The 24552-nt window shown below is 39.5% G+C and carries 21 protein-coding genes; 9 read left to right on the forward strand and 12 right to left on the reverse strand.

The window, feature by feature from the left end; all coding sequences use genetic code 11:
* Entirely contained in the window at positions 1 to 606 is a 606-nt protein-coding gene (locus ACXAFE_RS16350) for a PqiC family protein (RefSeq protein ID WP_475154862.1), read from the forward strand.
* Here ACXAFE_RS16350 and ACXAFE_RS16355 read toward each other — a convergent pair.
* The 6 genes from ACXAFE_RS16355 to ACXAFE_RS16380 form a co-directional block, all read right to left on the reverse strand.
* Positions 581 to 1075 carry a GNAT family N-acetyltransferase gene (locus ACXAFE_RS16355; RefSeq protein ID WP_475154866.1) on the reverse strand — a complete coding sequence of 165 codons (495 nt, stop codon included), beginning with the start codon at positions 1073 to 1075 and terminating at the stop codon, positions 581 to 583. The two genes, ACXAFE_RS16350 and ACXAFE_RS16355, sit on opposite strands and share 26 nt — an antisense overlap.
* A gap of 59 nt (positions 1076 to 1134) precedes the next feature.
* Positions 1135 to 1974 carry a glutathione-dependent disulfide-bond oxidoreductase gene (gene yghU / locus ACXAFE_RS16360; RefSeq protein WP_475154870.1) on the reverse strand — a complete coding sequence of 280 codons (840 nt, stop codon included), beginning with the start codon at positions 1972 to 1974 and terminating at the stop codon, positions 1135 to 1137.
* Between the two features lie 31 nt (positions 1975 to 2005).
* Positions 2006 to 2392 carry an MAPEG family protein gene (locus ACXAFE_RS16365; protein WP_475154874.1) on the reverse strand — a complete coding sequence of 129 codons (387 nt, stop codon included), beginning with the start codon at positions 2390 to 2392 and terminating at the stop codon, positions 2006 to 2008.
* Positions 2393 to 2444: 52 nt separating this feature from the next.
* Positions 2445 to 4145, reverse strand: a complete 1701-nt coding sequence (gene olsF, locus ACXAFE_RS16370) for a bifunctional ornithine lipid synthase OlsF (protein WP_475154877.1) — start codon at positions 4143 to 4145, stop codon at positions 2445 to 2447.
* A 130-nt stretch (positions 4146 to 4275) separates the two neighbouring features.
* A complete protein-coding gene (locus ACXAFE_RS16375) occupies positions 4276 to 7161 on the reverse strand; it encodes an insulinase family protein (RefSeq protein ID WP_475154881.1) in 2886 nt (961 codons plus the stop codon).
* Between the two features lie 258 nt (positions 7162 to 7419).
* Positions 7420 to 8190: a peptidylprolyl isomerase gene (locus ACXAFE_RS16380; RefSeq protein WP_475154885.1), complete on the reverse strand. Its 771-nt coding sequence runs from the start codon at positions 8188 to 8190 to the stop codon at positions 7420 to 7422.
* A gap of 261 nt (positions 8191 to 8451) precedes the next feature.
* Here ACXAFE_RS16380 and ushA point away from each other — a divergent pair, with 261 nt between their 5' ends.
* A complete protein-coding gene (gene ushA / locus ACXAFE_RS16385; protein ID WP_475157756.1) occupies positions 8452 to 10020 on the forward strand; it encodes a bifunctional UDP-sugar hydrolase/5'-nucleotidase UshA in 1569 nt (522 codons plus the stop codon).
* 441 nt (positions 10021 to 10461) lie between these two features.
* On the opposite strand, the gene ACXAFE_RS16390 is transcribed toward ushA, so the two are convergent.
* Positions 10462 to 11397: a hypothetical protein gene (locus ACXAFE_RS16390; protein WP_475154890.1), complete on the reverse strand. Its 936-nt coding sequence runs from the start codon at positions 11395 to 11397 to the stop codon at positions 10462 to 10464.
* A complete protein-coding gene (locus ACXAFE_RS16395; protein ID WP_475154894.1) occupies positions 11384 to 12112 on the reverse strand; it encodes a hypothetical protein in 729 nt (242 codons plus the stop codon). The genes ACXAFE_RS16390 and ACXAFE_RS16395 overlap by 14 nt, the downstream gene beginning before the upstream one ends.
* Before the next feature lie 333 nt (positions 12113 to 12445).
* Between ACXAFE_RS16395 and ACXAFE_RS16400 the strand changes: the two genes are divergently transcribed.
* Together ACXAFE_RS16400 and ACXAFE_RS16405 are read left to right on the forward strand one after the other, a co-directional pair.
* Positions 12446 to 13291: a S1/P1 nuclease gene (locus tag ACXAFE_RS16400; protein WP_475154898.1), complete on the forward strand. Its 846-nt coding sequence runs from the start codon at positions 12446 to 12448 to the stop codon at positions 13289 to 13291.
* Positions 13292 to 13338: 47 nt separating this feature from the next.
* Positions 13339 to 16500 (forward strand): TonB-dependent receptor, encoded by a 3162-nt coding sequence (locus tag ACXAFE_RS16405; protein WP_475154901.1) that lies wholly within the window; start codon positions 13339 to 13341, stop codon positions 16498 to 16500.
* A gap of 75 nt (positions 16501 to 16575) precedes the next feature.
* Here the strand turns inward: ACXAFE_RS16405 and ACXAFE_RS16410 are convergent, their stop codons facing one another.
* Positions 16576 to 16962, reverse strand: coding sequence for a MarR family winged helix-turn-helix transcriptional regulator (locus ACXAFE_RS16410; protein WP_475154905.1), 387 nt, complete (start codon positions 16960 to 16962; stop codon positions 16576 to 16578).
* Positions 16963 to 17172: 210 nt separating this feature from the next.
* On the opposite strand from ACXAFE_RS16410, the gene hmgA reads away from it, so the two are divergent.
* Together hmgA and maiA are read left to right on the forward strand one after the other, a co-directional pair.
* Entirely contained in the window at positions 17173 to 18468 is a 1296-nt protein-coding gene (hmgA, locus tag ACXAFE_RS16415; protein ID WP_475154909.1) for a homogentisate 1,2-dioxygenase, read from the forward strand.
* A 99-nt stretch (positions 18469 to 18567) separates the two neighbouring features.
* The gene (gene maiA / locus ACXAFE_RS16420; RefSeq protein ID WP_475154912.1) at positions 18568 to 19194 is read left to right on the forward strand and encodes a maleylacetoacetate isomerase; all 627 of its coding nucleotides are present in this window, start codon (positions 18568 to 18570) and stop codon (positions 19192 to 19194) included.
* A gap of 6 nt (positions 19195 to 19200) precedes the next feature.
* Here the strand turns inward: maiA and ACXAFE_RS16425 are convergent, their stop codons facing one another.
* Positions 19201 to 20007 carry a hypothetical protein gene (locus ACXAFE_RS16425; RefSeq protein WP_475154914.1) on the reverse strand — a complete coding sequence of 269 codons (807 nt, stop codon included), beginning with the start codon at positions 20005 to 20007 and terminating at the stop codon, positions 19201 to 19203.
* Between the two features lie 140 nt (positions 20008 to 20147).
* Between ACXAFE_RS16425 and ACXAFE_RS16430 the strand changes: the two genes are divergently transcribed.
* Complete coding sequence (locus ACXAFE_RS16430) at positions 20148 to 20432, forward strand: DUF1496 domain-containing protein (protein WP_475154917.1); 285 nt, start codon at positions 20148 to 20150, stop codon at positions 20430 to 20432.
* 34 nt (positions 20433 to 20466) lie between these two features.
* On the opposite strand, the gene ACXAFE_RS16435 is transcribed toward ACXAFE_RS16430, so the two are convergent.
* Positions 20467 to 21051: a hypothetical protein gene (locus ACXAFE_RS16435; protein ID WP_475154919.1), complete on the reverse strand. Its 585-nt coding sequence runs from the start codon at positions 21049 to 21051 to the stop codon at positions 20467 to 20469.
* Between the two features lie 68 nt (positions 21052 to 21119).
* Between ACXAFE_RS16435 and ACXAFE_RS16440 the strand changes: the two genes are divergently transcribed.
* Positions 21120 to 22004: a LysR substrate-binding domain-containing protein gene (locus ACXAFE_RS16440; RefSeq protein ID WP_475154922.1), complete on the forward strand. Its 885-nt coding sequence runs from the start codon at positions 21120 to 21122 to the stop codon at positions 22002 to 22004.
* A gap of 160 nt (positions 22005 to 22164) precedes the next feature.
* Positions 22165 to 23550 (forward strand): aspartate ammonia-lyase, encoded by a 1386-nt coding sequence (locus tag ACXAFE_RS16445; protein WP_475154924.1) that lies wholly within the window; start codon positions 22165 to 22167, stop codon positions 23548 to 23550.
* A 190-nt stretch (positions 23551 to 23740) separates the two neighbouring features.
* On the opposite strand, the gene soxR is transcribed toward ACXAFE_RS16445, so the two are convergent.
* Positions 23741 to 24181, reverse strand: a complete 441-nt coding sequence (gene soxR / locus ACXAFE_RS16450; protein ID WP_010559365.1) for a redox-sensitive transcriptional activator SoxR — start codon at positions 24179 to 24181, stop codon at positions 23741 to 23743.
* Positions 24182 to 24552: the final 371 nt, after the last annotated feature.

The following is a 24552-nucleotide window of genomic DNA, read 5'->3' on the forward strand; positions in this document are numbered from 1 at the left end:
ATGCGTATTTTACTGGTTTCAGTTCTTTTTTTATTATTGGGCGGGTGTAGCAGCCAAGTTGACACTATTAGTTATTACCAGCTTGATGGCGGTGAATTTGCGCCAAATAAATTAGGCAAACAAGCGCGCGCTAATATTATTGTCAGTAACCTTAAGTTAACCGGGCATCTTGCCAATCGAGGTATTGCTGTAGAGGTTGCGCCACTACAAATTCAAAGTGCCAACGGCCATTTGTGGAGCAGCAGTCCCAGTGAATTATTACTGCAAGCAAGCGTGGTTAATCTGGATAACCAGTTGTCGCAAAGCCGTGTTATTCCCCTACAATTAGAATCTGCAATTAATGCCACGCTACCAACCTTTCGCGTAGATTATTACCTGACTAAGTTTCAAGCTAATCAAAACGGCGAAGGTGTAATAGCGGGTATAGTGACGGTATATAAACTTGAGCATACCTCGGCCACTATCGTGTATAGCCAAGGCTTTAATCAAGCCGTATCGCTTGACGATGACGGCTACGGCCCGCTTGTTAGCGCGTTAAACAGTGCATGGAACAACATCAATAACGCGGTTGCAACTGAGCTTAAAGCGTTAATTGATAAAGGTTAGAAACCCCGTCATAACCGGCAAGTTCAAATTGCTTAATAAACTTAAAGCCAAGTTTTTCAAGCACGTTAATTGACGCATTATTAGTGGGTGAAGTAATGGCATTTAATGTGTCAAAACCATGCGTATCACGGGCACATTCAATGGTTTTGCGCGCTGCCTCTGCCACATAGCCTTGTTTTGTATACTCATCAAGTAACGAATAGCCAAGATCAGGAATGTCAAAATCAGGGCGTGTTACTAAGCCACATACGCCAACAAAGCAATTACGGTCGAGATCTTTTATACCCCATAAACCGTAGCCATATTGCTGGTAGGCCTGAATGTACTTCTCCTCAAGGTGCTTTGCTGCACTGGTTAGGTCATACACCCCTTTATCACCAATATGTTCTTTAAAGCTCGCTTGCGTTACTAAGTTAAAAATGAACTCAGCATCGGCAGTGGTTAATTCTTGTAGCGTGATATTTTTCACATTTATCCTCACAACCAAAAATAAATAAAATATAACTAGGGCGTATTAACCTTTACGGTTTAATTAAAATCGTCCGCACTATGGCGCTCGTGCAATTGTTCACTTTCATCGCCCCAACTGCGGTTTACTCTGCGGCCACGTTGTACCGCTGGTCGTTCAAATATGCGGTCGGCCCATGCCTTTAAATGTGGGTATTCATCTACCGCTAAAAACTCAGCAGCATCATATAAATCGCCGCGAACTAATACACCGTACCAGGGCCAAATTGCCATATCAGCAATGGTGTAGGTGTCACCACACATGTATTTATTATGTGCTAAGTTTTTGTTTAGTAGATCCAACTGGCGTTTTACTTCCATAGTAAATCGGTTAATTGGATATTCCAGTGGCTCAGGTGCATACGCGTAAAAATGACCAAACCCGCCACCTAATGCAGGGCCGCTGCCCATTTGCCAAAATAGCCAAGATAAACATTTCGCCCTGTCATTAGCATTTTGTGGAATAAAGCAATTAAATTTCTCGGCGAGGTAAAGCAGAATAGCGCCTGATTCAAACACAGGTGTGGCTGGTGATGTGGAGGTATCAAGCAACGCAGGAATTTTAGAGTTAGGGTTAATCTCAACAAAACCTGAACTAAACTGTTCGCCTTCCATAATATCAATTAAGTAGGCGTCGTATTCAGCGTCTTTAACACCCATTTCAATTAGTTCTTCGAGCAGAATCGTCACCTTTACACCATTTGGCGTAGCAAGTGAATAAAGTTGTAGCGGATGTGTTCCTTGAGGCAAGGTTTTATCGTGTGTCGCGCCTGACTCAGGACGATTGATATTAGCAAATTTGCCGCCGTTTCCCGCTTGCCATTGCCACACTTTTGGCGGCGTATACTGATTATTAGCCATAACTAACCTCACTGAATTTTAAAGCGATTTATTAACGGTATAAAAGATAGAGTATTGCGATACTGCTAAGCAAAATAGATGAGAAGGTTAATGCCATGCCTGTTACACGAAATACTAATTTTTCATGTAGCATGCTGACACCATAGGCATGAGAAATACGCCCAACAAGCAGTGTAACACCTAATCCGTGAACAAACAGTGATGCAGCACCTAGGTATTCGGAAAATCCGATTAATATTAAACTAATTGGCACGTATTCTTGAAAGTTACCGTGCGCTCGCATTTTCTTTTGCAGCAGTTTGTCGCCGCCATCGCCTAACGCGACGAGAATTTTTTTGCGGCGCGTTAGCGTTGCCACACTCAAATAAATGTAAATCAAGCCAAGCAGCGCCGCGTAAAGAGGAATAACAGATATCACAACAAAACCCTTTTTGTTTTCTTATTAACCTGACATATTCCTGCAGGTAAATCTACTGATTTAAATAACGTTTTCGTTTGTTTTGTTTCAATGTATTTAAATCAACTAAAACAAGACCATCTACACTATTGTTAAAATCTGGGTCGACACCAAAACACAAAAACTTAACGCCGCCAGGCTCACACAACTCGGTATATTGTTTGTATAAAGTGGGGATCGCCACACCTTGCCCTGCCAATGTGCTTTTTAGTGCTTTGAAGTCTTCTTTGTATTCGTTTGTGTAATTTGGCAATTCATTCGTGTTTGTGTAGCGATACGGGTTGTTTGATGTTGCTAATGTGCTTTGATGAGCAAAATAATGGGAATAAAAGCTTACCAGCTGATCTTTTGCAGGTTCAGGTAACGTGCCGCTTATACTAACAGGGCCAAATAGATAGCGAATTTCAGGGTGATGCTGCAAATACGCGCCTATACCAAACCATAAATAATCCAAACTGCGTTTGCCCCAGTATTTTGGCTGCACAAAACTGCGACCAAGTTCGAGTCCTTTTGCAAAATAAGGTGCCATTTCGTCTTTATAATTCACAAGCGTTGACGAGTATAACCCAGCGCTTTTTGCATTTTGTGTTAAAACATCAGCACGACCAAAACGGTATGCACCGACAATTTCTAGTTCGTCTTTATCCCATAAAATTAGGTGTAAATAATCACTATCGTATTTATCAATATCGCGCTTTTGATTTGTGCCCTCGCCCACCGCACGAAACGCGATTTCACGTAAGCGGCCAATTTCACGCATAATTACGCAGCTATCACCATGCTGATACAAGTAGATCATTTTTCCATCATGGGTTTGCCCAAGCAGTTTACATTTTTCACGAATTAAGCGGCTTAAGTTTGCTTTGTTCTCTGGCAAGGCAATGCATTTTTCCGTTTGAAAATAGCCTGGTTTACCGTCACCTATGGCATAAATATGTTTTTTAAACAGTTTAGTTAATTGCGTATCGTGAAGTGGTGAATCATTAAACGCGCTATGAGGAATAAGTGCGCCTATACGTATAGGAAAATTACGTTTACGTTGCTTAAACATTTCGTTCACTAACAAGAACGATGCAAGCGGTTTATAAAGCATTGAAACGCTATAAAACATCGGTGAATTTTTAGCATCAACATGCATTGGCAGTATGGGAGCATGATACGCTTTTGCGATTTTCAAAAAGCCCTTTTGCCAAAAGGTATCACGCACCCCTGTTGGTCTTAAACGTGATACTTCGCCAGCAGGAAAGATCAGCAACACACCTTCATCGCTCAAATGTTCTTTTATGCGATTAACAGTAATTTTGCTGGTTGTGCCTTTAATGTTATCAACTGGCACTAACATTTCTTGTAGCGGCGCTAAGCTATAAAGCAACTGGTTTGCCATCACGCGAATATCGCTACGCACTTCACTAATCAATTTAATTAATGCCAATGCGTCGAGCGAGCCAATTGGGTGATTGGCGATTATCACCAAACGCCCTGATGCGGGAATATGGAGCTTTTCGCTATCTCGCACAGAATAACTAACATCAAAATAATCAAGTACTTGCTCTACAAAATCAAGCCCTGATAAATGCGGAAAATCATTTTCAAATTGATGAAAATCACCTTCGTGCATTAAATTTTTTAATAATTTGCTGCTTGATTTATAAAGCAAAGGGTTATTTATAAGTTGCGGAAATTGTTTTGCGATTACTTGGTCGACATGGATCATAACATTGGCCATAAAGCTGTTTTAAGTTCAGCATATGAAGCAAATGTGACGCGAATATTGAGTTTATATTGAACAATTGTGACGCATAAAAAAGGCGAGCATTTGCTCGCCTTTCACAAAAAACTATCAATTACTTTTGATAATCAAGTACCTGACCTGCATTTGTAAAGTCAGAAATAATCGTCTGATTATCGATTTTGCCAAATGCCTTGTCCGCAAATTTAGTACCGCGCATTTGCACGTTTAAGCGCGCTGCATCTTTATTTAGTACGGTTTTTGCGTAAAAGTCTTTAACATCAGCAAGTGTTACTTGCTCTACTTCTTTAATCAGCTCAGCTTTTGAGTTGAAATCAAAGTTTTCTTCATACCAATCTGACAGATATGGTCTTAGCTCATCACCTAGGTTTTTCGGCTGCTCATTTAGCTTGATCAGTACCGCATTTTTAAGTTGCGCAAACGTTTCTTCGCTAATTGCATCGAGCTCTTTTTTGTACTCAAGCTTGTATTCATCGAAACGCGCCTGCATTTCACCTGGGCCTTTAACTGGTGTTTGAATATACATACCAAAACCAACATAGTCGTTAAGCGTGGTGCTAAAACCACCTACTGCGTACGCCAGTTGCTCTTCGGTGCGTAATTTATCAAATACTTTATTGCTGAAGTGACCTTGTAAAACAAGCCCTTGCGCTTCTTGTTTCTTACCTTTTACTGGGTGCATATGCATATCAACTAAAGCAACATCAGCTACGTCAATATCACGTTGTACGCTAAATATTTGACCAGCTTTTGGTAACCACGCTTTCGCACGTGCGTATTGCGTTGTTGTCACCTCGTTAGGTAAGGCTTTTTCAAGACTAGATACAACAGTTTTCACGTCATTCTGGTCGTAGTTACCAAACATAAATACGCGTACTTGGTTATTATTAAGTACCTGCTCCATCACCTTATTTAAATCGCTAATTGAAAGCGATTTAGCACGTTCAATCAGTGCGGCATCTTCATAACTGCCTTGGCTTGTTACTTTGTAAAACGCATTAAATGCTTGGCTGTAAGGGAAGTTTTTGCTCTTGTTTGCAACGGCACGTAAGAAACGATCTTTCGCTTGGTTAAACTCAAGTTCGGTTGGCGCAACACGTAACTCGTTCATACCGGCTACAATCAGTTCGCTTTGTTTGTCGGTAAAACCATTTACAGTAAATACCACACCGTTTGAATCAGAAAGGCTCATAGACATACCGCCCACACCTGCTTCTGTATTCAATGCAACAACATTCTTACTGTATAAGTCTTGCCAAACCGATAATAGAATCGCCGTGTCCATATCGCTAAGCGTTGCTGGGTTATTAATATACACTTTCAGCATGCCTTTTGGCTGGTGCGAGAAGTTTTTGCTCGCAAACTGCCATACTTTAATATGCTTAGTGTCGTGAACAAGTTGCGGCTTCTCTTTAATTTCATCGCTCGCGGCTTTTAAATCAAAGCTTTCTGGCAATAAACGGTTTACTGCAGGCAAGTTCATTGCAACGTTTGTTGGCGCTTTCCAGCTGTTAATTTCGTCTTGTGAAATATCAGCAATGCGGTAGTTACCATCATAGAAATGAAGCGTACTGTCTGTTTCTTCTTTTTGGCTTACGTACCAAATTTTTAACGTTTCAGGTGTAAGTTGATCAAGCACTTGTTCAATTGCTTTTTCGTCAAACTGACCATAATAATATGGTGCGTTAATCACATGATTCGTTGGATAAACTTGCATTGCGCCAGCAAGGTTAGATACATAACCAAATTCATCGCCTTTTTCTAAGAATTTGAATTGGTTATTAAGTGATGTTCTGATTTCATCAAAGTACTTTTTATCAACGCCTTTCTCACGAATAAGGTCGATGTACTGCATGATTATGGCAACAATCTCATCACGGTGTTCCATACCACTATCGGTTAACGTTACATCAATTGAGAACGTACCATAGTTACCATAGTGTGAAGGCGATGCATTAGCACCGAGATCTGAGATCCAGCCTTTTTCACGTAATAACGTAGCAGGTGTGCCCGGCATTTCTGAATAAATAAGGTATGACAGAAAACGGTTTGGTTTAAGCGCAAATTGGTCGCTGTTGTTTTCGATTGTGAAGTCGAGTGTTAATTGTTTAACGTCTTTGTTTGGCTTATAAAAAACCTTTTTACCGCCTACTTTCGTTAAATCAACTTTCGCTGTAACACTCGGCTTTTCAATATTTTTATTTTTAATATCTGAAAAGTATTTATTTGCTAGCGCTTCCATCTCAGCAAGAGGCTTATTGCTAAGTAATGCTACTTTCATGATATTTGATGAATAATATTTATCAAAAAAGGCAACGGTTTCAGTGTGTAGCTTGCTACCTTCTTTATCACCAAGGGTTTCTAAATTACCAATTAAAAAGCGGTTTGCTGGGTGTTCGCCCATCATTTTACGAGCCAGTTTGAACTGACCAAAGAAATCAAGCTCGCGGCGCATTGACCATTCAGCGTTTACTGCGTTCTTTTCTTTATCGGTATACTCTGGGTAAAGCTTCGGTGACTTAAAGAAATCAGAAAAACGATCAAGCCCTTCTTCAAATGCATCGTTATTCGCTTTGAACATATAGTTGGTAATATCTAACCACGTATATGCGTTATGAGCACCACCATTTTTGGTCATAAACTCTGAATATTCGTTTGTATCAGGGAAACGTTCAGTGCCTAAAAACAACATGTGCTCTAAATAATGCGCCATACCTTGTTGTGTCATTGGGTCATGCAATAAGCCAACCCCCACACTGAGTGCTGCAGCAGATTTATCAACACTTGGGTCCGACACTAAGACAACTTCAATCTCGTTGCTTAATTTTAACGTTTTGTATTCGCGGTTATCGTTCGGGCTAACAACCAGTGATTCTGCGTATAGATTTGGATTATTCGAAGAGGTATTAGCTTGGTTAGTGGCATTACAGCCAACTAAAACAGCAAGTGCTAATGCACTTAGGCTAAGTGCTTTTTTCATAATGGTTCCCTAGAGTTATAAATACAAAAAACGCTCTAGTGTCTTGTCATAGAGCGTTTTTTAATACCAATTCTACTCAATAGGTAATCACCTAGCGCATTGGGTAAATGAAATACAAAAACATAACTTTAGCCCGCTAGTATGATTAGTCAATTAAGTGACTTGATATACATTTATTCCACTATAAAAAAGCGGTGATTAAATGCAATACTTTAATTGTATTATTTGTAACGGTTTGTCAACAAATGAGATTATGCGTTAGCGCGCTAACATAGGCTTGCGCTTGCGTCGCCAAATTAAGGCACTCGCCATTAAGCCCAATAATGGGCCAAAACTACCACCTGAATCATCCGACGTTACTGGCGGCTTTGGTGGCTCTTTTATTAAGGTATTTTCCTTTGGTGTTAAATCACTTGCAGTGTCACTGTTGCTATCAATAATCGTAACATTTTCGATGGTAATTAAACGTTCAGCACCGAGCGATGCATTACCATTTTTAAGGTCAGTACACTGCTCTTCCGTTGTATTTACGAGTGGGTATTCATTACACGCAAAATTAGATAATTGGTCAATTAAATCCATGCCTTCACCAATTACTTGACCAAATACCGTAAAACCACCATTTTGTGTATCTAAGTTACCGCTGTTATCTTTTAGGTTGATAAACCACTGGCTCGTCGCACTATTAGGGTTGTTAGCCACTTTTGCCATGGCAATAGTGCCACGTACGTTAGAGTAAACTGGCTCATTTACAACAGTACCATAGGTATCGATGGGTAAAAATTTACTGCCGTCATAGGTGTAACCACCACCTTGCAGCACGAAGTCCGTTATTAAGCGGTGAAACACCACTTCGTTATAACGCTCGTCGTTTACGTACTTTAGAAAGTTCTCAACCGTTTTTGGTGTAGTTTCATCAAACAGGTTTATTTGAAAATTGCCTTGTGTTGTTTGAACTTCAACAATCGTTGCCTGCGCAGCGCCCGTAAATAAGCCAGCAGCTAAGAGAGATAGTTTTAGCTTGTCCATAATTTCCCGTGAATATTTTGTTAATTTTTATCGACAGCAGCTTACCGATTATTTGCCAACATGGCTATAAAACTCACGTGACAATTACAATTAATAACACTCCTTTAACAATAATTACGAGGTTTTGCTATTTCGGCCCATGCAACCGGACAATTGTCCGCACATAATTTTATTGTGATGGTTAGAATAATAGCGTTTGTTAACTAACTGCCGAAATTTATAATGATTACTGTGCGCTCTTTCACTTTTTCAGCACTCTCTATGCTGTTTATGAACAACAGCTACGCGACAAATAATGAGCAAAAGCTCACTATTTTGCACACCAATGACCACCACGGACGCTTTTGGCGCAATGAGCAAGGTGAGTATGGCATGGCGGCAAGAAAAACGCTTATTGACCGTTTACGTGCTGAGGCAAAAGCGAAAAATCATCAAGTGCTGCTGTTATCAGGTGGTGACATAAACACTGGCGTGCCTGAATCCGATTTACAATACGCTGAACCAGATTTTAAAGGCATGAGCTTAATTGGCTACGATGCCATGGCTATCGGTAATCACGAGTTTGATAATTCTCTAGAGATTCTAGATAAACAAATTACGTGGGCAAACTTCCCGCTGCTCTCGGCAAATATATTTAACAAAAAAACGGGGGAACATGCATACCAGCCATACCAAATCATTAAACGTGAAGATTTAACAATTGCGGTAATTGGTTTAACAACAGTAGATACGGCTAAAATCGCCAACCCTGATTATGTGGGTCATTTTGAATTTCGTACACCCGCAGATGCTGCGGCTCCTTTACTCGAAAAACTCGAAAAAACCTACCAACCCGACATTACGATTGCCGTAACGCACATGGGGCATTACGTTGATGCCAAACATGGCATAAATGCGCCGGGCGATGTGACTTTGGCTCGCACACTTGATGCAGGTGCGTTGGATCTTATTATTGGTGGACATTCACAAGAACCTGTATGTATGGAAGGTGACAATACTGCTGATAGCGACTTTCTACCAGGTGATGAATGTCGTCCTGATCGTCAAAACGGCACATGGATTATGCAAGCGCATGAATGGGGTAAGTATGTAGGCAAAGCCGAATTTTCCTTGAAAAATAACGCGCTTACACTACTAAGCTATGAACTTATTCCGGTTAATATGCTGCGCGAAACAAAGCAAGATGGTCAAACCGTCAAAAAACTTGCATCAGAAAAGATCCCGGAAGATCCGAAAATGCTCGCATTTTTAACACCGTACCAAGAAAAAGGTTCAGCAAAAATTTCACAGCCGATCGGCGAGTTAATCGGTGATTTAGAAGGTTCGCGTAACAAAGTTCGTTTTGTACAAACCAATCTAGGCCGTTTGATTGCCAAAGCACAAAGTGAAAGTGTGGGTGCAGATTTCGGTATTATTAGCGGTGGTGGTATTCGCGATTCTATTAAAGCGGGCGACGTTAGCTACAAAGATATTTTGCAGGTTCACCCTTTTAAAAACCGTATTACCTATCTTGAACTAAAAGGCCAAGAGCTAATTGATTACATCAGTTTAGCTGCGAGCTTCCCGCCGGATTCAGGCGCGTACTGCCAGTTTTATGGCATCGAATTTAAAAAAGAAAATGATGAATTAACCATCACTAGTATTGGCAACAAACCTTTTGATGCCAATAAACGCTATCGTTTTACACTTAATAGCTATAATGCGGCAGGCGGTGATGGCTACCCGAATATGACAAAGCATCCGCATTTTGTTGCAACTGATACCATTGACGCTGAAGTATTGAAAAATTACTTTTTGCAAAACTCTCCGGTTGATGCAACTAAGATTTAAAACCTCCCTGCTAAAAGGCGTAAGCTAACACTTACGTCTTTTACCTTTCACAGCATAAAGCTAGCGTTCCCACGCTTGCCCTACTATAAAAATAAGTTTTTTAATTGGTTTGAGTATTTCATTCAATTAGCAACATAAAAACCAAATCAGATATATCAGCTACCCAAGTAAACTGCAAACGATCCTCAAATGAATTTTATCGCGCTTGACGAAGTAGAAATTAAAGTTGCTAACAGCGTAAAAGCCTAGCAAAAAATCGTTAAAATAATAGAGCCCGTATTTTTGCACCACGTCTACACGATTTTGCTAAATTGTGAGAATAAAGATTAAACGCGTTACCAAATTCTTAATAACTCAAAACTCATCAAATTAGAGGTCGATAAACGCATATACTTTAGAAACTTAAAAGCATAATACGTATCATCGACTGAATTCTCACATTTATTTACCGATTATTTCAATTTGATCAGTATCAACATTACGTAACCCGTAATGATGAAGTTTTGAACGTGACCCTTCTCCATGGGCTTTTGGTGGATAGAGCATGTCTTTTAGTTCAATATCATCCAATAGAATTTCATCTAGTGCAGCCCGAATTTCACTTAGCGTTTTCTCTAAACTATTTGAAAAATTCGGCCTTTTACGAATAGTGTGTCCTAATTCTGTTAAACGATAAAAATACTTGTTTGCAAGGCTAACAAGTTCATCTGGCAGCTCTTTATTTTGGTTGAGTAAAACATCCGGTTGTGCCATGCAATATTCTATCAATGCTGTATAAAAACATAATGGCTTATTGGCAAGTGGTACGCTTGTGTGAGTACGACTGTTGATCAGCAATTTCTGTTCAAGGTCAATAACCAGTCTTGCTCGCTCTTCGTCAATACTCTCTACTACCAAGTTGCTTTTCGTTAACTTCAAGTCATAACGGTAGTTAACTAAAAAATAAAATCCGATACTTGCTATGAGTGCCAACCACGAAAAATAATCAAACAAACCCAGCTTTTTAAGCGAGAAAGTAAATCGGACTATTTGTGTCGGTGTACTAAATTGATGGGTTATTACTTTACGGTTTGAGTCAGCTTTGTAGTTATTTGACTGAATAGCCAATACCTTTGGTGATAAAGGATGGCGCGTTAATTTTTCATTTAACGCTGTAATGTAATTTGCCACGGCCAGATCATTGCCCGCACTGCTTTTATTTGGATCTGGCAAAGGTAAGCGATTTAAGTCTTTTGCGATTCTATTTTCAATATGTTGTGTTAACTGGTACTCAGAATCACCAAGATTTATGCGTTTAGCGACGCCATAGACTAACTGAAATACCAAAAAGACTAATATGCACAGCAAAATCTGCTTATTTCTTTTAACATTCAACATAACTTTCTACATCTTTAAAATAGGGAGAGGTTTGGGCATTTGCATGGCGGTGAATAATTTGATTAATTGCACATACAAGTTCTGTGTTTTCAGTCTCCATTTTAAAATACCAACGACTTCCACTCACTTTACTGCTAATCGGTGTAATGTAATTTTCCAAAAAACGATCCATATCGTCTTGCTTCCAATACGATGCAATTACATCAACTTTTCCTTCAGCTAGCAGATCTCTCAGCGTAGAATGGGAGTTAGCTTGCACAATATCCAAACTATCAACGTTAATATTTAAACGTTTAAACAAGGTTCTCGGTAAAATGTAGCCAGAGCGGCTACTTGGGTAATCCAACAGGCCAATACGTTTATCAATAAAATACTCTTTTTCAAGCTTTGGTTTTTCATTTAACGAGATAAAAAATGCCGTGTAATCAGGATAGGCAAGCAAGGTTTTATAGTTAAAAGTGTGTTCACTTTTAAAGGCAACCATTAAATTCTCTTTAGTCATGATTAAATCAGCGTTACCTCGCCCGATAAAATCTAATGCATCACTCATATTATGGCCCCAGTTTAACTGCACTTGACCAAACTGCTTTGCAACAATCGGGTTATTACAAAAATAAGGGATAAGCTGCTTTGCTAACTGCTCTGTTGGCACATAAATATTGAACGTATTTTCATTTTCTGACAACGCTTGATCACATTGTTGCTTGACAGACATAAAAGTATCAATTGCTTTTAATTTTGTTGGGTATTGAGAGCTCCCTAGAAAACCAAAAAGAACAATTAATATACAAAAAACAGCTGTTATTACCGCTTTTGAAAACAAAAAGTTATATTTCATTTTAATTGTTATTATCTATGCTCAATTCAAGCCTTAATTTCATCACGTATATTTACTTATTGCAATAGGTAAATTTATTTAAAAATCGTAAACCATTGATTTTATTTCTTTGTTAACAAGTAATTATGAATCCTAATGAGTCCTTTCTATTTTTGTAAAACTAAGGACAATTAGCCTTGTTGATAACAACTACACACAATAAAAATTACTATGGGTTTACGTTCTTTGATATTAATCACTCTTACGCTAACGCACTTTCAAGCGGTCGCGTGGAGTCAAAATGGGCATCGTATAATCGGCAAAATTGCTGAGAACCATTTAACAATAGAAACTCGTCGCGCTATTTACCCCTTACTTCAAGGTGACAAACTAGCTGAAGTAACTACTTGGGCCGACGAAATGCGCTCAAATCCTGCCGATTTTTGGAAACACGACTCTGGCAAGTGGCACTACATCAATATCTCTTCTGCAGCTGAATTCAAACCAAACAAATACCGTATCACCCATAATAAAGGTGAAGTAACTGATATCTATTCAGGCATTTTGAAATCGGTCGCTGTGCTTCAAAGCCCTAAAACATCAATTGAAAAGAAGCAGTTTTACTTCCGCTTTCTAACTCACCTTGTTGGTGATATCCACCAACCTATGCACGCGGGTCGCAGCGAAGATTGGGGTGGAAACAAAATAAAAGTGAAATTTTTCGGTAAAGAAACTAACTTACACTCACTTTGGGATAAAGGATTGGTTGAAAGCGAAAACCTTTCCTACACTGAATTTGTTGAATTTATTGATACCAAAGACCCGCAAGTTATTTCTCGCTATTTAGCGTCTGAACCAAAAGATTGGGTACTCGAATCATTTCATATTGCCGAAGAGCTTTACGATATTGGCAATGGCGAATTTAAATACCATTACGTTTATGAACAAATGCCAATTGTAAAAGAACGTTTGCTTCAAGGCGGAATTAGATTAGCAGGTTTATTAAATAAAATTTTTGATAAATCAGCAGAAGTTCAAGTTAATGCACTTGGTTATCTTGAACAAGATAATAAGTAATAAAATACAAAACTAACTTTCAAATTTAGTTACACGGGAAACTACTAATGAAAACGCAACTACGCAAAAAAGTATTGCCACTTGCTATCGCGGCATGTTTAGGTTCTACAGCTGCTTATGCTAACGATACTGCTTCTTCTGTACGCGGTACTATTGTTGGCCCTAACGGCAATCCTGCATCTGGTACTGAAATCACAATTATCCACGTGCCTTCAGGTTCTGTTAAAAGAGCAACTGTTAACGAATCAGGTCTTTTCAGCGCAAAAGGTCTACGTGTTGGTGGTCCATACCAAATTATTGTTGATTCAAAAGAATTTGAAGACACAATGGTTGAAGACGTTTACCTAACGCTTGGTAAAGAATATCCAGTAAGCGTTCAGCTACAGTCGAAATCTGACATCGAGCAAATCGTTGTAACTGGTCGTCCAATTAGCTCTTTCTCTGGTGGTACAGGTCCCGCTGCTAACTTCAGCTTAAAAGACTTAGAAAACCAACCAGCGATTAACCGTGACTTAAAAGACATTGTACAAGCTGATCCTCGTATTTACATCGATGACAGCCGTGGTGACGGTGCGATTCAGTGTGGTGGCGGTAACCCACGTTTTAACAGCTTAACGCTTGATGGCGTTCGTATGAACGATAATTTTGGTCTTAACGACAATGGTTACCCAACGGTTCGTGCTCCGTTCTCATACGATGCAATCGACCAAGTAGCTGTAGAGCTTGCGCCATTTGACGTAAACTACGGTGGCTTTACATCATGTAACTTCAACGCAGTAACTAAGTCAGGTACTAACGAAGTTCACGGTAAAGTTTTCTTCGATTACACTAACGATTCAATGCAAGGTGATTCAATCGAAGGTGAAGACATCGATACTGGTAACTACTCAGAAAAGCGTTATGGCTTCTCTGTTGGTGCGCCAATCATTAAAGATGAACTTTTTGTATTCGTAGCTTATGAAGAGTTAGAAGGTGCTGAGTTATTTGAATACCCTCGTCTTGGTACAAGCGATAAAGATGATGTTACTCCAGCAGATCTTGATCGTGTTCGTCAAATCGCACAGGACATTTATGGCTATGATGCAGGTTCTACACCAGCAAGCATGCCTGTTGATGACCAAAAGCTATTAGTTAAACTTGACTGGAACATCAATGATGATCACCGTGCAAGCGTTGTATATAACTACAACGATGGTTTCCGCTTAAGCCAGTCTGACGACTGGGCAGTAACGCTTGATAGTCATTTCTATGAGCGTGGTGTTGAGTTCCAATCACTTGTAGGTTCAGTGTACTCAGATTGGTCTGATAATTTCTCAACTGAATTGCGTATTGGTAAATCAGACGTAGATATGCGTCAGCGTTCACTTGATGCTGCTAGCGGTATGGGTGAAGTGCAAATCCGTAACGGTAGCCAAACAATCTTCTTAGGTCCTGATGATTCTCGTCAATCAAATGACCTTGATTACGATACAACAACATTTAAGCTTGCTGGTACATACTACCTAGATGAGCACGTAATCACTGGTGGTTATGAGTATGAAAAAGTTAATGTATTTAACCTATTCATGCAGCACACACAAGGCGAATTCCGTTTCAATTCAATCGATGATTTTGAGCAAGGTTTAGCTTCACGCGTTTACTATAATAACTCAGCTGGTACAAATAACCCTGACGATGCAGCGGCAGAATTTGGTTTCGCACAGCATACATTCTACTTACAAGATGAGTACAACTTCATCGATTACGACCTAAGCTTAACGTTTGGTCTTCGTTATGACATGTACACAAGCAGCGATAAGCCTCGTGAAAACGCCTTATTCACTGAACTATATGGCTTCGATAACACTAAAAACATGGATGATATCGATCTATTACAACCGCGTTTAGGCTTCAATTGGCAAGCAGCTGATAACATCGAAGTACGTGGTGGTGTTGGTCTGTATTCTGGTGGTAACCCGAACGTTTGGGTATCTAACTCATACTCTAACGACGGTGTTGTAAACATTGCAACTCAAGAGCGTAATGTAGACTTATTCAACACACCAATGGTTAATGGTGGCAAGCCACTATTTGAAGTACCTCAGAATCAATATGACCAAGTTGCTAACTCAACGGGTGGTTCAGGTTCTGTAAATGCAATTGACCATAACTTTGAAATCCCTTCAGAATGGAAGTTTGCTTTAGGTGCAACATATTTCACTGAAGATAACTACATCATCACTGCTGATTTACTTCACACACAGAAGCAAGACAGTGCGATTATCCGTGATTTAGCACTTACAGATACAGGTGAAACAACGTTTGATGGTCGTCCTATTTACACAGGTACATCATTAAAAGACAGCGAAGGTAATACTGTTCGTCGTTTCAATGAATATCTATTAACAAATGTTGATGGTGATGACGGTGAATCAACTGTACTTTCTTTTGCACTTTCAAAAGAATATGACAGTGGTATCGATTTTACAGTTTCGTATGCATACACAGAGTCGAAAGACATCAACCCAATGACGTCTTCTGTTGCAGGTTCTAACTTTGGTAACCTTGCTCTAACAGATCCTAATGACCCTGGTCTTGCTACTTCTAACTACGAAGTACCACACCGTTTCACATTCAAGCTAGGTTACAAGCATGAGTTCTTTGATGGTTACCTAACACGCTTTAACCTATTTGGTCAGGCAAGCGAAGGTCGTCCTTACAGCTATACATATGATAGCAGCGACCGTGGATTTGGCGACAATAACTGGAATGGTTCGCGTCAGCTAATGTACATCCCATTAGAGAATGATGCGAATGTGACATATCTACCTTGGGATCCTGAAAAGGAAGAAGGCTTTGATAAAGCTAGCTTTGATGAATGGGTTCAAAAAGAAGGTCTTAAACGCGGTTCAACAGTTGGCCGTAACGAGTTCAATGCAGATTGGTACGTAAAATTTGACGTTAAGATTTCACAAGAAATCCCAGGTCTTATGGACGGTCACAAAGGTAATGTTTACTTCACAATTAAGAATGTAGGCAACCTTATTAATGATGATTGGGGCGTACTTAAAGAAGGTGCATTCGTAGGTAACCGTATGGTTGAAATGTCTTATGACAGCGATAATGACCAATACATCTATAAAGGCTTCAACAAAAATGCTGCACAGCAAGACGTTCAAAACTCTGCTTCTCTGTGGCAGATGCGTGTAGGTGTTAACTACCGTTTCTAATCTAATTATTTAGATACCCCTTGATAGGTAAAGCCCTGCACATGCAGGGCTTTTTTCTTACTTTAAATCTAACCGTCAATTACTCTTTTCATCAAGTTTTTGTAGGATAGAAAAAAGCACAGTTTGCTCTTCACTTGAAAGGCTTTTAAATAAGGTTTCTTGCCATTTAGCTGCATCGTTTGATAATTCTTGATAAAGCGTATTACCTTTAGCTGTCAGCGCTAATTCTGTTGCACGTTTATCAGTTTTTGCCTGTTTACCAATAATTATCTCTATATCTAATAACTGTTTTACCGCTCGTGATGTTGTCGATTTATCAAGACCTGCTTCAATACAGATTTCTTTTGCTGTTAAGGTTTTTTTCTCCGCTAAATGCGCAATTACACGCCACTGTGGCACGGTTAGTTGATATTTATCCGAATAAACTTCTGCAAAACTGTTACTTAACTTACTGCTGAGCATTGAAACTCTATAAGGCAAAAAAGTAGCCAACTTAATCATAAATATATCTTTTCTTAATAAACTTTGCTTTCACAGTTTCAATTTACATCCATGGCTTTATTAATGGAACCGCTAAATCAATTACTTTCATTTTGAGCTTAATCGAGTATAGCCTATTGCATTTAATCTCACGTGAGACTATATTGATTAAAAATCACAATGGGAGTGACTATGAGTTTTCCAGAATATGACTATTTAACCGGCTTTGGTAACGAGTTTGAAACAGAAGCCCTTGCGGGTGCATTGCCTGTCGGCCAGTTTTCACCACAAAAAGTAAAGTACGATTTATACGCGGAACAATATAACACCACTGCGTTTACAGCGCCGCGTGCAGATAATCGTCGTAACTGGTTTTATCGCATTCGTCCTTCTGTTGTACAAGGTGATTATTCACCGCTTGATAACGGTTTGCTGCGCACTGCGCCAATCACCGAGGTGCCAACACCTCCGACTATGCTTCGCTGGAACCCAATTGATATTCCAACTGAAAAAACTGACTTTGTCGACGGCTTAATCACCATGGCTGCAAATGGCAGTGCCAATGGTCAAACAGGTATTGGTATTCATGTCTACGTAGCAAATAGCTCAATGGATGGTCGCTACTTTTATAATGCCGATGGTGAATTACTCTTTGTGCCACAACAAGGTGCTATGGTACTTCATACGGAATGCGGCAAACTCGCAATTAAACCCGGGGAAATTGCAGTAATTCCACGTGGTATTAAGTTCTCGGTTGAACTAATTGAAGCTACTGCCCGTGGTTATATTTGCGAAAATTACGGTCACCCTTATATTCTGCCTGAGCGCGGCCCAGTAGGCGCAAATGGTTATACCAATGAGCGTGACTTCCAATACCCTGTTGCCGCATTTGAAGATATTGAAGGCGATTATGAACTTGTCGCTAAGTTTAATGGCAACTTGTTCCGCTGCGATATCGGTCACTCGCCACTTGATGTTGTTGCTTGGACAGGTAATAGTGCGCCATACAAGTACGAGCTTTCGCGTTTTAACGTAATGAACACGGTAAGCTTTGATCACCCAGATCCATCAATTTTTACCGTATTAACTTCGCCTTCAGGCACTGCCGGCGTTGCAAATGTTGATTTTGTGATCTTCCCACCACGTTGGATGGTTGCAGAAAACACCTTCAGACCACCGTATTATCACCGTAATATTATGAGTGAGTTTATGGGCTTAATTGAAGGTGTATACGATGCAAAAGAGCATGGCTTTGTACCAGGTGGGATGAGCTTACATAACTGCATGTCGCCACATGGACCCGAAGCAGACGTATTTGAAAAAGCATCAAATGCGGAGCTTGAGCCACAGCGTTATGAAAACACGCTCGCATTTATGTTTGAATCGCGTTACGTTATTTCACCAACCAAGTATGCACTTGAAGGTAAAGAGCGTCAGCAAAATTACCTAGATTGCTGGAAAGGTATTAAGAAATATTTTAGTCAGTAATATCTTTTCACTTAAATTGCTGACCACATACTTAACAAAGTTAGTATAAAAAGAACGGAAAACCGTTCTTTTTTGTTCGTGCTTAAAGGACTTAATTTTATGAAACTTTATACTTATTTTCGCTCATCTGCTGCTTATCGTGTTCGTATTGCGCTTAATTTAAAAGCCTTAGATCACGAAATGGTGCCGGTAAATCTTCTAAAAAGTGAACAACAAAGTGACGATTACCTAAACGTGAATCCACAAGGTTTACTTCCTGCGCTCGAAACTGAGAACGGAAAGCTAGGTCAATCGCTTGCGATTTTAGAATACCTTGATGAAATTCACCCACAAACGCCATTATTACCGAATGATCCGTGGCAAAAAGCACAAGTACGCAGTTTTGCCTATGCAATTGCTTGTGACATTCACCCAATTGATAATTTGCGCGTATTAAAGTATTTAACCGGTGAACTTTGTGTCACCGAAGAACAAAAAACTGCTTGGTATTTACATTGGATCCAAATTGGCTTTGAAAAACTAGAAAAGCAAATTGGCGCGACGGATTTTTGTTGTGGCGATACACCGAGCCTTGCCGATGTATGCTTAGTGCCGCAAGTATTTAATGCATTACGATTTGGCCTTGATATGGCACAATTCCCTAAAATTAATGCGATTTATCAACGTTGTAACAGCATACAAGCATTTATTGACGCCGCACCTGAAAACCAGTTTGATGCAAACTAAGTTACACTAATTAAATAAAGGCTCTGCGACTTTAATAGTGCGCCAGTCTTTTACATCGTCATTTAAAAAGCCTGCCTCTCGGTAGGCTTTTTCAATTAGGCCACGGTCTCGCAGTATTTTTAGCCCTCGCTGTAACGCTTCAAACGTTTGTTTTCCTAAAGGGTGTTTTTTAGAAACGACAAAGTGGCGACTATCATTAAGCGCAACTTTTACATTGGGAATAGCAAAAATTTTATAGTCAGGGCCAATATAAGAAAAGTTATGCTGCTTTTTAAACGGCGCTAACATACCATCGTTCCAGCCTCGGCTAACCATTTTAGCCATTACAATCCAATCAGATTCATGCACAAGCTTTTTAGGTTTTAAACTTTGTAAGGTGATCCAATCAACATGCCAATCTTTACTTGAAACAATTGTCATGTCCGAAAGCGATAAGGTCTTTGCATCATAGTTTGCAACGTTTTGTTCAGATGTAAACACACCCGCGTAGTACTCCCCTTTACGAATAAGCGGCTCACTAATGTATAAATTATCTTTATACCGCTCAGTCGCACTCAACCAAAGTGAATCAAACGATAGCAACAACAAGCCTTCGTTTAACAACTTCAAATTACGCGCATCGTAATTGCCATAAATAAAGTTAAATTGAATATCTGCACCGCCTAATAGTAGCGCTTGTTGTATAAGAATAAATTCAACGACATCGCGCTGGGCATTTTTACCCGAATAATCAGTAATATCTAAGATTGGCGTTTTGCCAATAATGTCCTTAGCATAGAAATAAATATCGGTTTCAACCGTGATATCTATCACTTTACTGTGCAGAGGTATACTTAGAAAGAATAAAAATAAAGCAAAAAAACGACATAACATGGTATTTACGCTACTCTGCTCTTAGCAACTCTTTAAGGTTAGAAGTGAATGAATAAATTCACAAATATAAGGAAACAACAATGAGAGTGTTGGCTTTAGTACTACCAATGTTGATTGTCTCGTCGTTAGCGAAAGCGCAAACCCCAAAAAAGCATATTTGGCTAGAAACTGAGGTAAATCATTTAATCTGTTGGTATGACGATAAAAAATATACCTTAGGGGCGGTAATTGAGGTTAACGACACAAGGTTAATTTGCACACAGAAATACCCTAACCAAGAAAATGGCCCTGTGGCATGGTATCAGCTTGATAAAAAAGGCAATATTATTTACCCAAAAACAAAGCCCAAGATAACGGTAAATTGAACGCTACTCAATAGACTTTGTTCCCGAACATAATCTAATTCGACATACGAGCGATATAATGGCTAGTCAAACGGTTGTTGCTATATGTTGTCATAGTTAATGTAAACGCACTTGGGCTGCGCTTTATAACGCGATTAATGAGATGATACACAGTACCTGCTCGACTAACTGACCAAACGCTGACATGAGTAGATGACAGAGCCTCTATCCAAACATCGCCAGCCTCGTTGTTCTGGTCAAACCGCAAGTAACCTTGATTTGCATATAAGGTTAAACTTTGGATTCGTTGTGTAAATTCATCACGCTCTTGAGCTTTAGTTTTCGCTCTTAAAACCATAGAGTCATCATTAGTAAAAACCATTTCCAGTCTATGAGATTTGGCCACCTTACGCGCATTAGCAAGCTCTTCACCAATACAATAAAACCCATCACTTTTTCCAACCCACGAACCGCTTAAGTCTTTAAACAAACGATTCAAACTCGCTTCTTGACTGCGTGTTAATTTATTATTCGCAGGTAAATCTGATAAACCAACTTTGCTCGGAGGGGCACTAAGGCATTGAGTTGCGCTTAATGTAAAGCTTGCGAGTAAAATAACTAACATCATTGTTATACGCATAGTATGATCCTTTTAAATCAATGTGAGCATTGCTCAGTACTGTACTTTAAATTAGTTTGATACGTTAAATGAACATAGAAACCAAATGGTTACAAGACTTTCTTATTCTAAGTGAAACTAAAAACTTTAGTTTAGCTGCACAATTACGATTTGTAACCCAACCGGCATTTAGCCGTCGAATTCAAGCATTAGAAAAAAATTTGGGGTGCAAACTCATTGATAGACGCACCAACCCACTTAGTCTCACCAAAGAAGGCATTGCGTTTCAGCCAACTGCACAATCAGTGTTACATTTACTCAACAACTCGGCTGAAAAGTTACGGGCAACAAGCTATGCCCAAGAGCTAAAAATCGCCGCAACTCATACATTGGCGCTAGGGGTGTTTCCGAAAATATTAAAAACTCTGAAGCGACAGTTACCTAATGTCAGCGCTGAGCTTCAAATCGCCGATGCTGACGACTGTACAAAGCTACTCAAAAGTAATAATTGTGACTATTTACTCGCGTTTCATGATGAAGAATTACTAGGTGAAGGTTATGAGCGTTTTGAACTTGGCGCGGTAAAACTATTGCCGGTCGCACTGAGTTCACAAGTGAATACGTGGCAAACGGCAACTAAAGTACCCTACCTTGCTTATCAAGCTTCAATATTTCTCGGTCGTACCGTTGATAATGCACTAGACCATCAAACAAAAAGCAAACTTGATAAAGTGGCAAGCTCATCAATGGCAGACAGTTTAAAAACCATGGTGATGCAAGGGCTAGGTATGGCTTGGCTGCCTGAATTCGCTATTGAAAAAGAGCTTCAAGAAGAAAAGCTCAGCATTATTACTGGGTTTGATGCCATAAGTAATCTAAGCGTTAGCTTATATCGAATTCCTTCAAGCGATCATACTAAATCGATTTACTGGCAAGGCATAACGCAGGCATTAGAAAACGACGATTTAAACTAAGGTTGCATTAGTAAAAGTAGTCATCATAACGCTAGGTGATATGAAAGCTTTTCTATGCTATGCATAATTTGCATAACAAGAACCTATATAAAGCATTAGTCTTTAACCTAGCTTGTGAGTAATCTTGCGCCGACTCTCACCAATACAAGACAAAAACACAATGCGTATAGAATCTGATCTTCTCGGTACAATGACAATTGAAAACAATGTACTCTATGGCATACAAACTCGGCGCGCAGTAAATAACTTTCCATTAAGTGACAAGACACTTACACATTATCCTGCGATGATTAAATCACTCGCCTACGTTAAAGCAGCCTGTGTTCGCGCAAACCAGCAACTAGGTCTAATTAACGATGAAAAAGCTGATGCAATTTTTGCATCATGCAATGATCTAATTGATGGCCAGTATCATGATCAATTTCCTGTTGGCATGATCCAAGGCGGCGCTGGCACATCAACCAATATGAATGCCAACGAAGTAATCGCTAATATCGCACTGCAAAAGTTGGGACATCCACTGGGGGCTTATCAATTTATACACCCTAATAGCGATGTAAACTTGTCGCAATCAACCAACGATGTTTACCCAAGCGCCATTCGACTAAATATCTTGCTACAACAGCCAAAGCTGATAGCCAGCCTAGAAGGCTTGATTGAGCGTTTTTCTGAAAAATCTCAAGAATTTAAACATATTCTTAAGCTCGCCAGAACCCAATTGCAAGATGCAGTTCCAATGACATTAGGACAAGAGTTTGCGGGGTTCGCATCAACGCTACGTGAAGAAATAAAGTTACTTAATCAGTTAAGCCCATTCTTCTATGAAATCAACTTAGGTGGAACCGCGGTTGGAACAGGGATAAATACCAAAAAAGGCTATGCTGATTTAGCAATCAAGCAGTTAGCATGTTTAACTGAACTACCATTTGTTAAGGCCGAAGATTTAATTGAGGCCAGCTCTGACATGGGCGCGTTTGTAATTTACTCATCAGCACTTAAACGCCTTGCAATCAAGTTATCTAAAATCGCCAATGATTTACGCCTATTAAGTATGGGACCGCGCGCAGGGCTAAGCGAAATAAATTTACCAGCAAAACAACCTGGTAGTTCAATTATGCCGGGTAAGGTTAATCCGGTTATTCCAGAAGCCGTAAGCCAAGTCGCATATCAAGTAATTGGATTAGACTCAGCAATCAGTATGGCGGCTGAAGCAGGACAACTGCAATTAAACGCAATGGAGCCGTTAATCGCATATAATATTATGGAAGAAATGGCGCTACTAACTAACGCATGTAGCATGTTTGACCAGCACTGCGTTTCAGGCATTAGCGCAAACCATGAGCGCTGTCATTATTTACTAGACAATAGCCTTGCGCTTGTCACGGCATTAAACCCATTTATTGGTTACGACGCTGCAACCGACATAGCTAAAGACGCATTAAGTTCAGGTAAAAATATCAGAGACTTAGTGTTAGAAAAAGGGATCCTTAGTGAATCTCAACTAGCAGATATTATGCAACCAGAAAAATTGACTGAACCTGCGTAGGGGTTATGCACTTTTAATAATTTAAGTGTATAGCAAATGCTATACACTTTCTTTGCAAAGCAATACAAAGCGTTTTTGATGTGTTTATCGATTATTTCGCACCAAGCTATCGCATGCAAAATGACGAGCCATAAAAATTAATTGTTAACAAAACAGTGATTTAAAACCAATCCAATCTAATTATACACCACTACTTTCGCTCTAAAATAACGGCTCCCTCGCCCTCTTCCTTTAAGCAATCATCTTGGTTATATAAGTGGCATCTTTCCAACGACAAACAACCGCAACCAATACACGATGTGAGAGAGTCTTTTAGCTTTTCAATATATAAAATCTGTTGGGTTAACTTATCACGCCACGCAGTAGCGATGTGTTCCCAGTCACTAACGGTAGGTGTCCGTTCATTAGGTAATTGCGACAAAATTGCTTTAATATCACTTAAACTAACACCAATTTTCTGACCCGCTTTAATTAATGCGATCCGTCTTAATACATCCGGTTTATATCGCCTTTGATTGCCACTATTACGCCAACTACGAATTAACCCTTTTTCTTCGTAAAAGTGGAGCGTGGAGACTTTTACTCCAGCACGTTTTGCAATATTTCCGACCGAAAGGTTCGCATCAGCCATAACTAAAATTGTTCACTGTTTCATTCTATAAAATACCGTACATTTTTATAATAAGTGATGAAGAACTCAAGCATGACACGATAAAAACTACAACAAAATACGTAACAAGCTATGTCTCGGTTAATGCGTAAATAAATCGCATCTCACATTATTAAACCGAGCATATTTAAGATATTAGAAAACATAAAAAAGAATATGCAAAGGAGTATGGTTTTGGGTGTGCTCTAAGCCCCAAAAGACACTATAGTTGTAGCCATAAATTACTTTGTAAATAGCATAATAAGCAACTTGCTTAATGCAAATCTTCGCCTACGCCTCATGCTAAATCACGAATTAATGTATTAATCGCATAAAAGCTTATGTTAATTTAA

The organism is Pseudoalteromonas sp. ABV4_021, assembly GCF_056159365.1.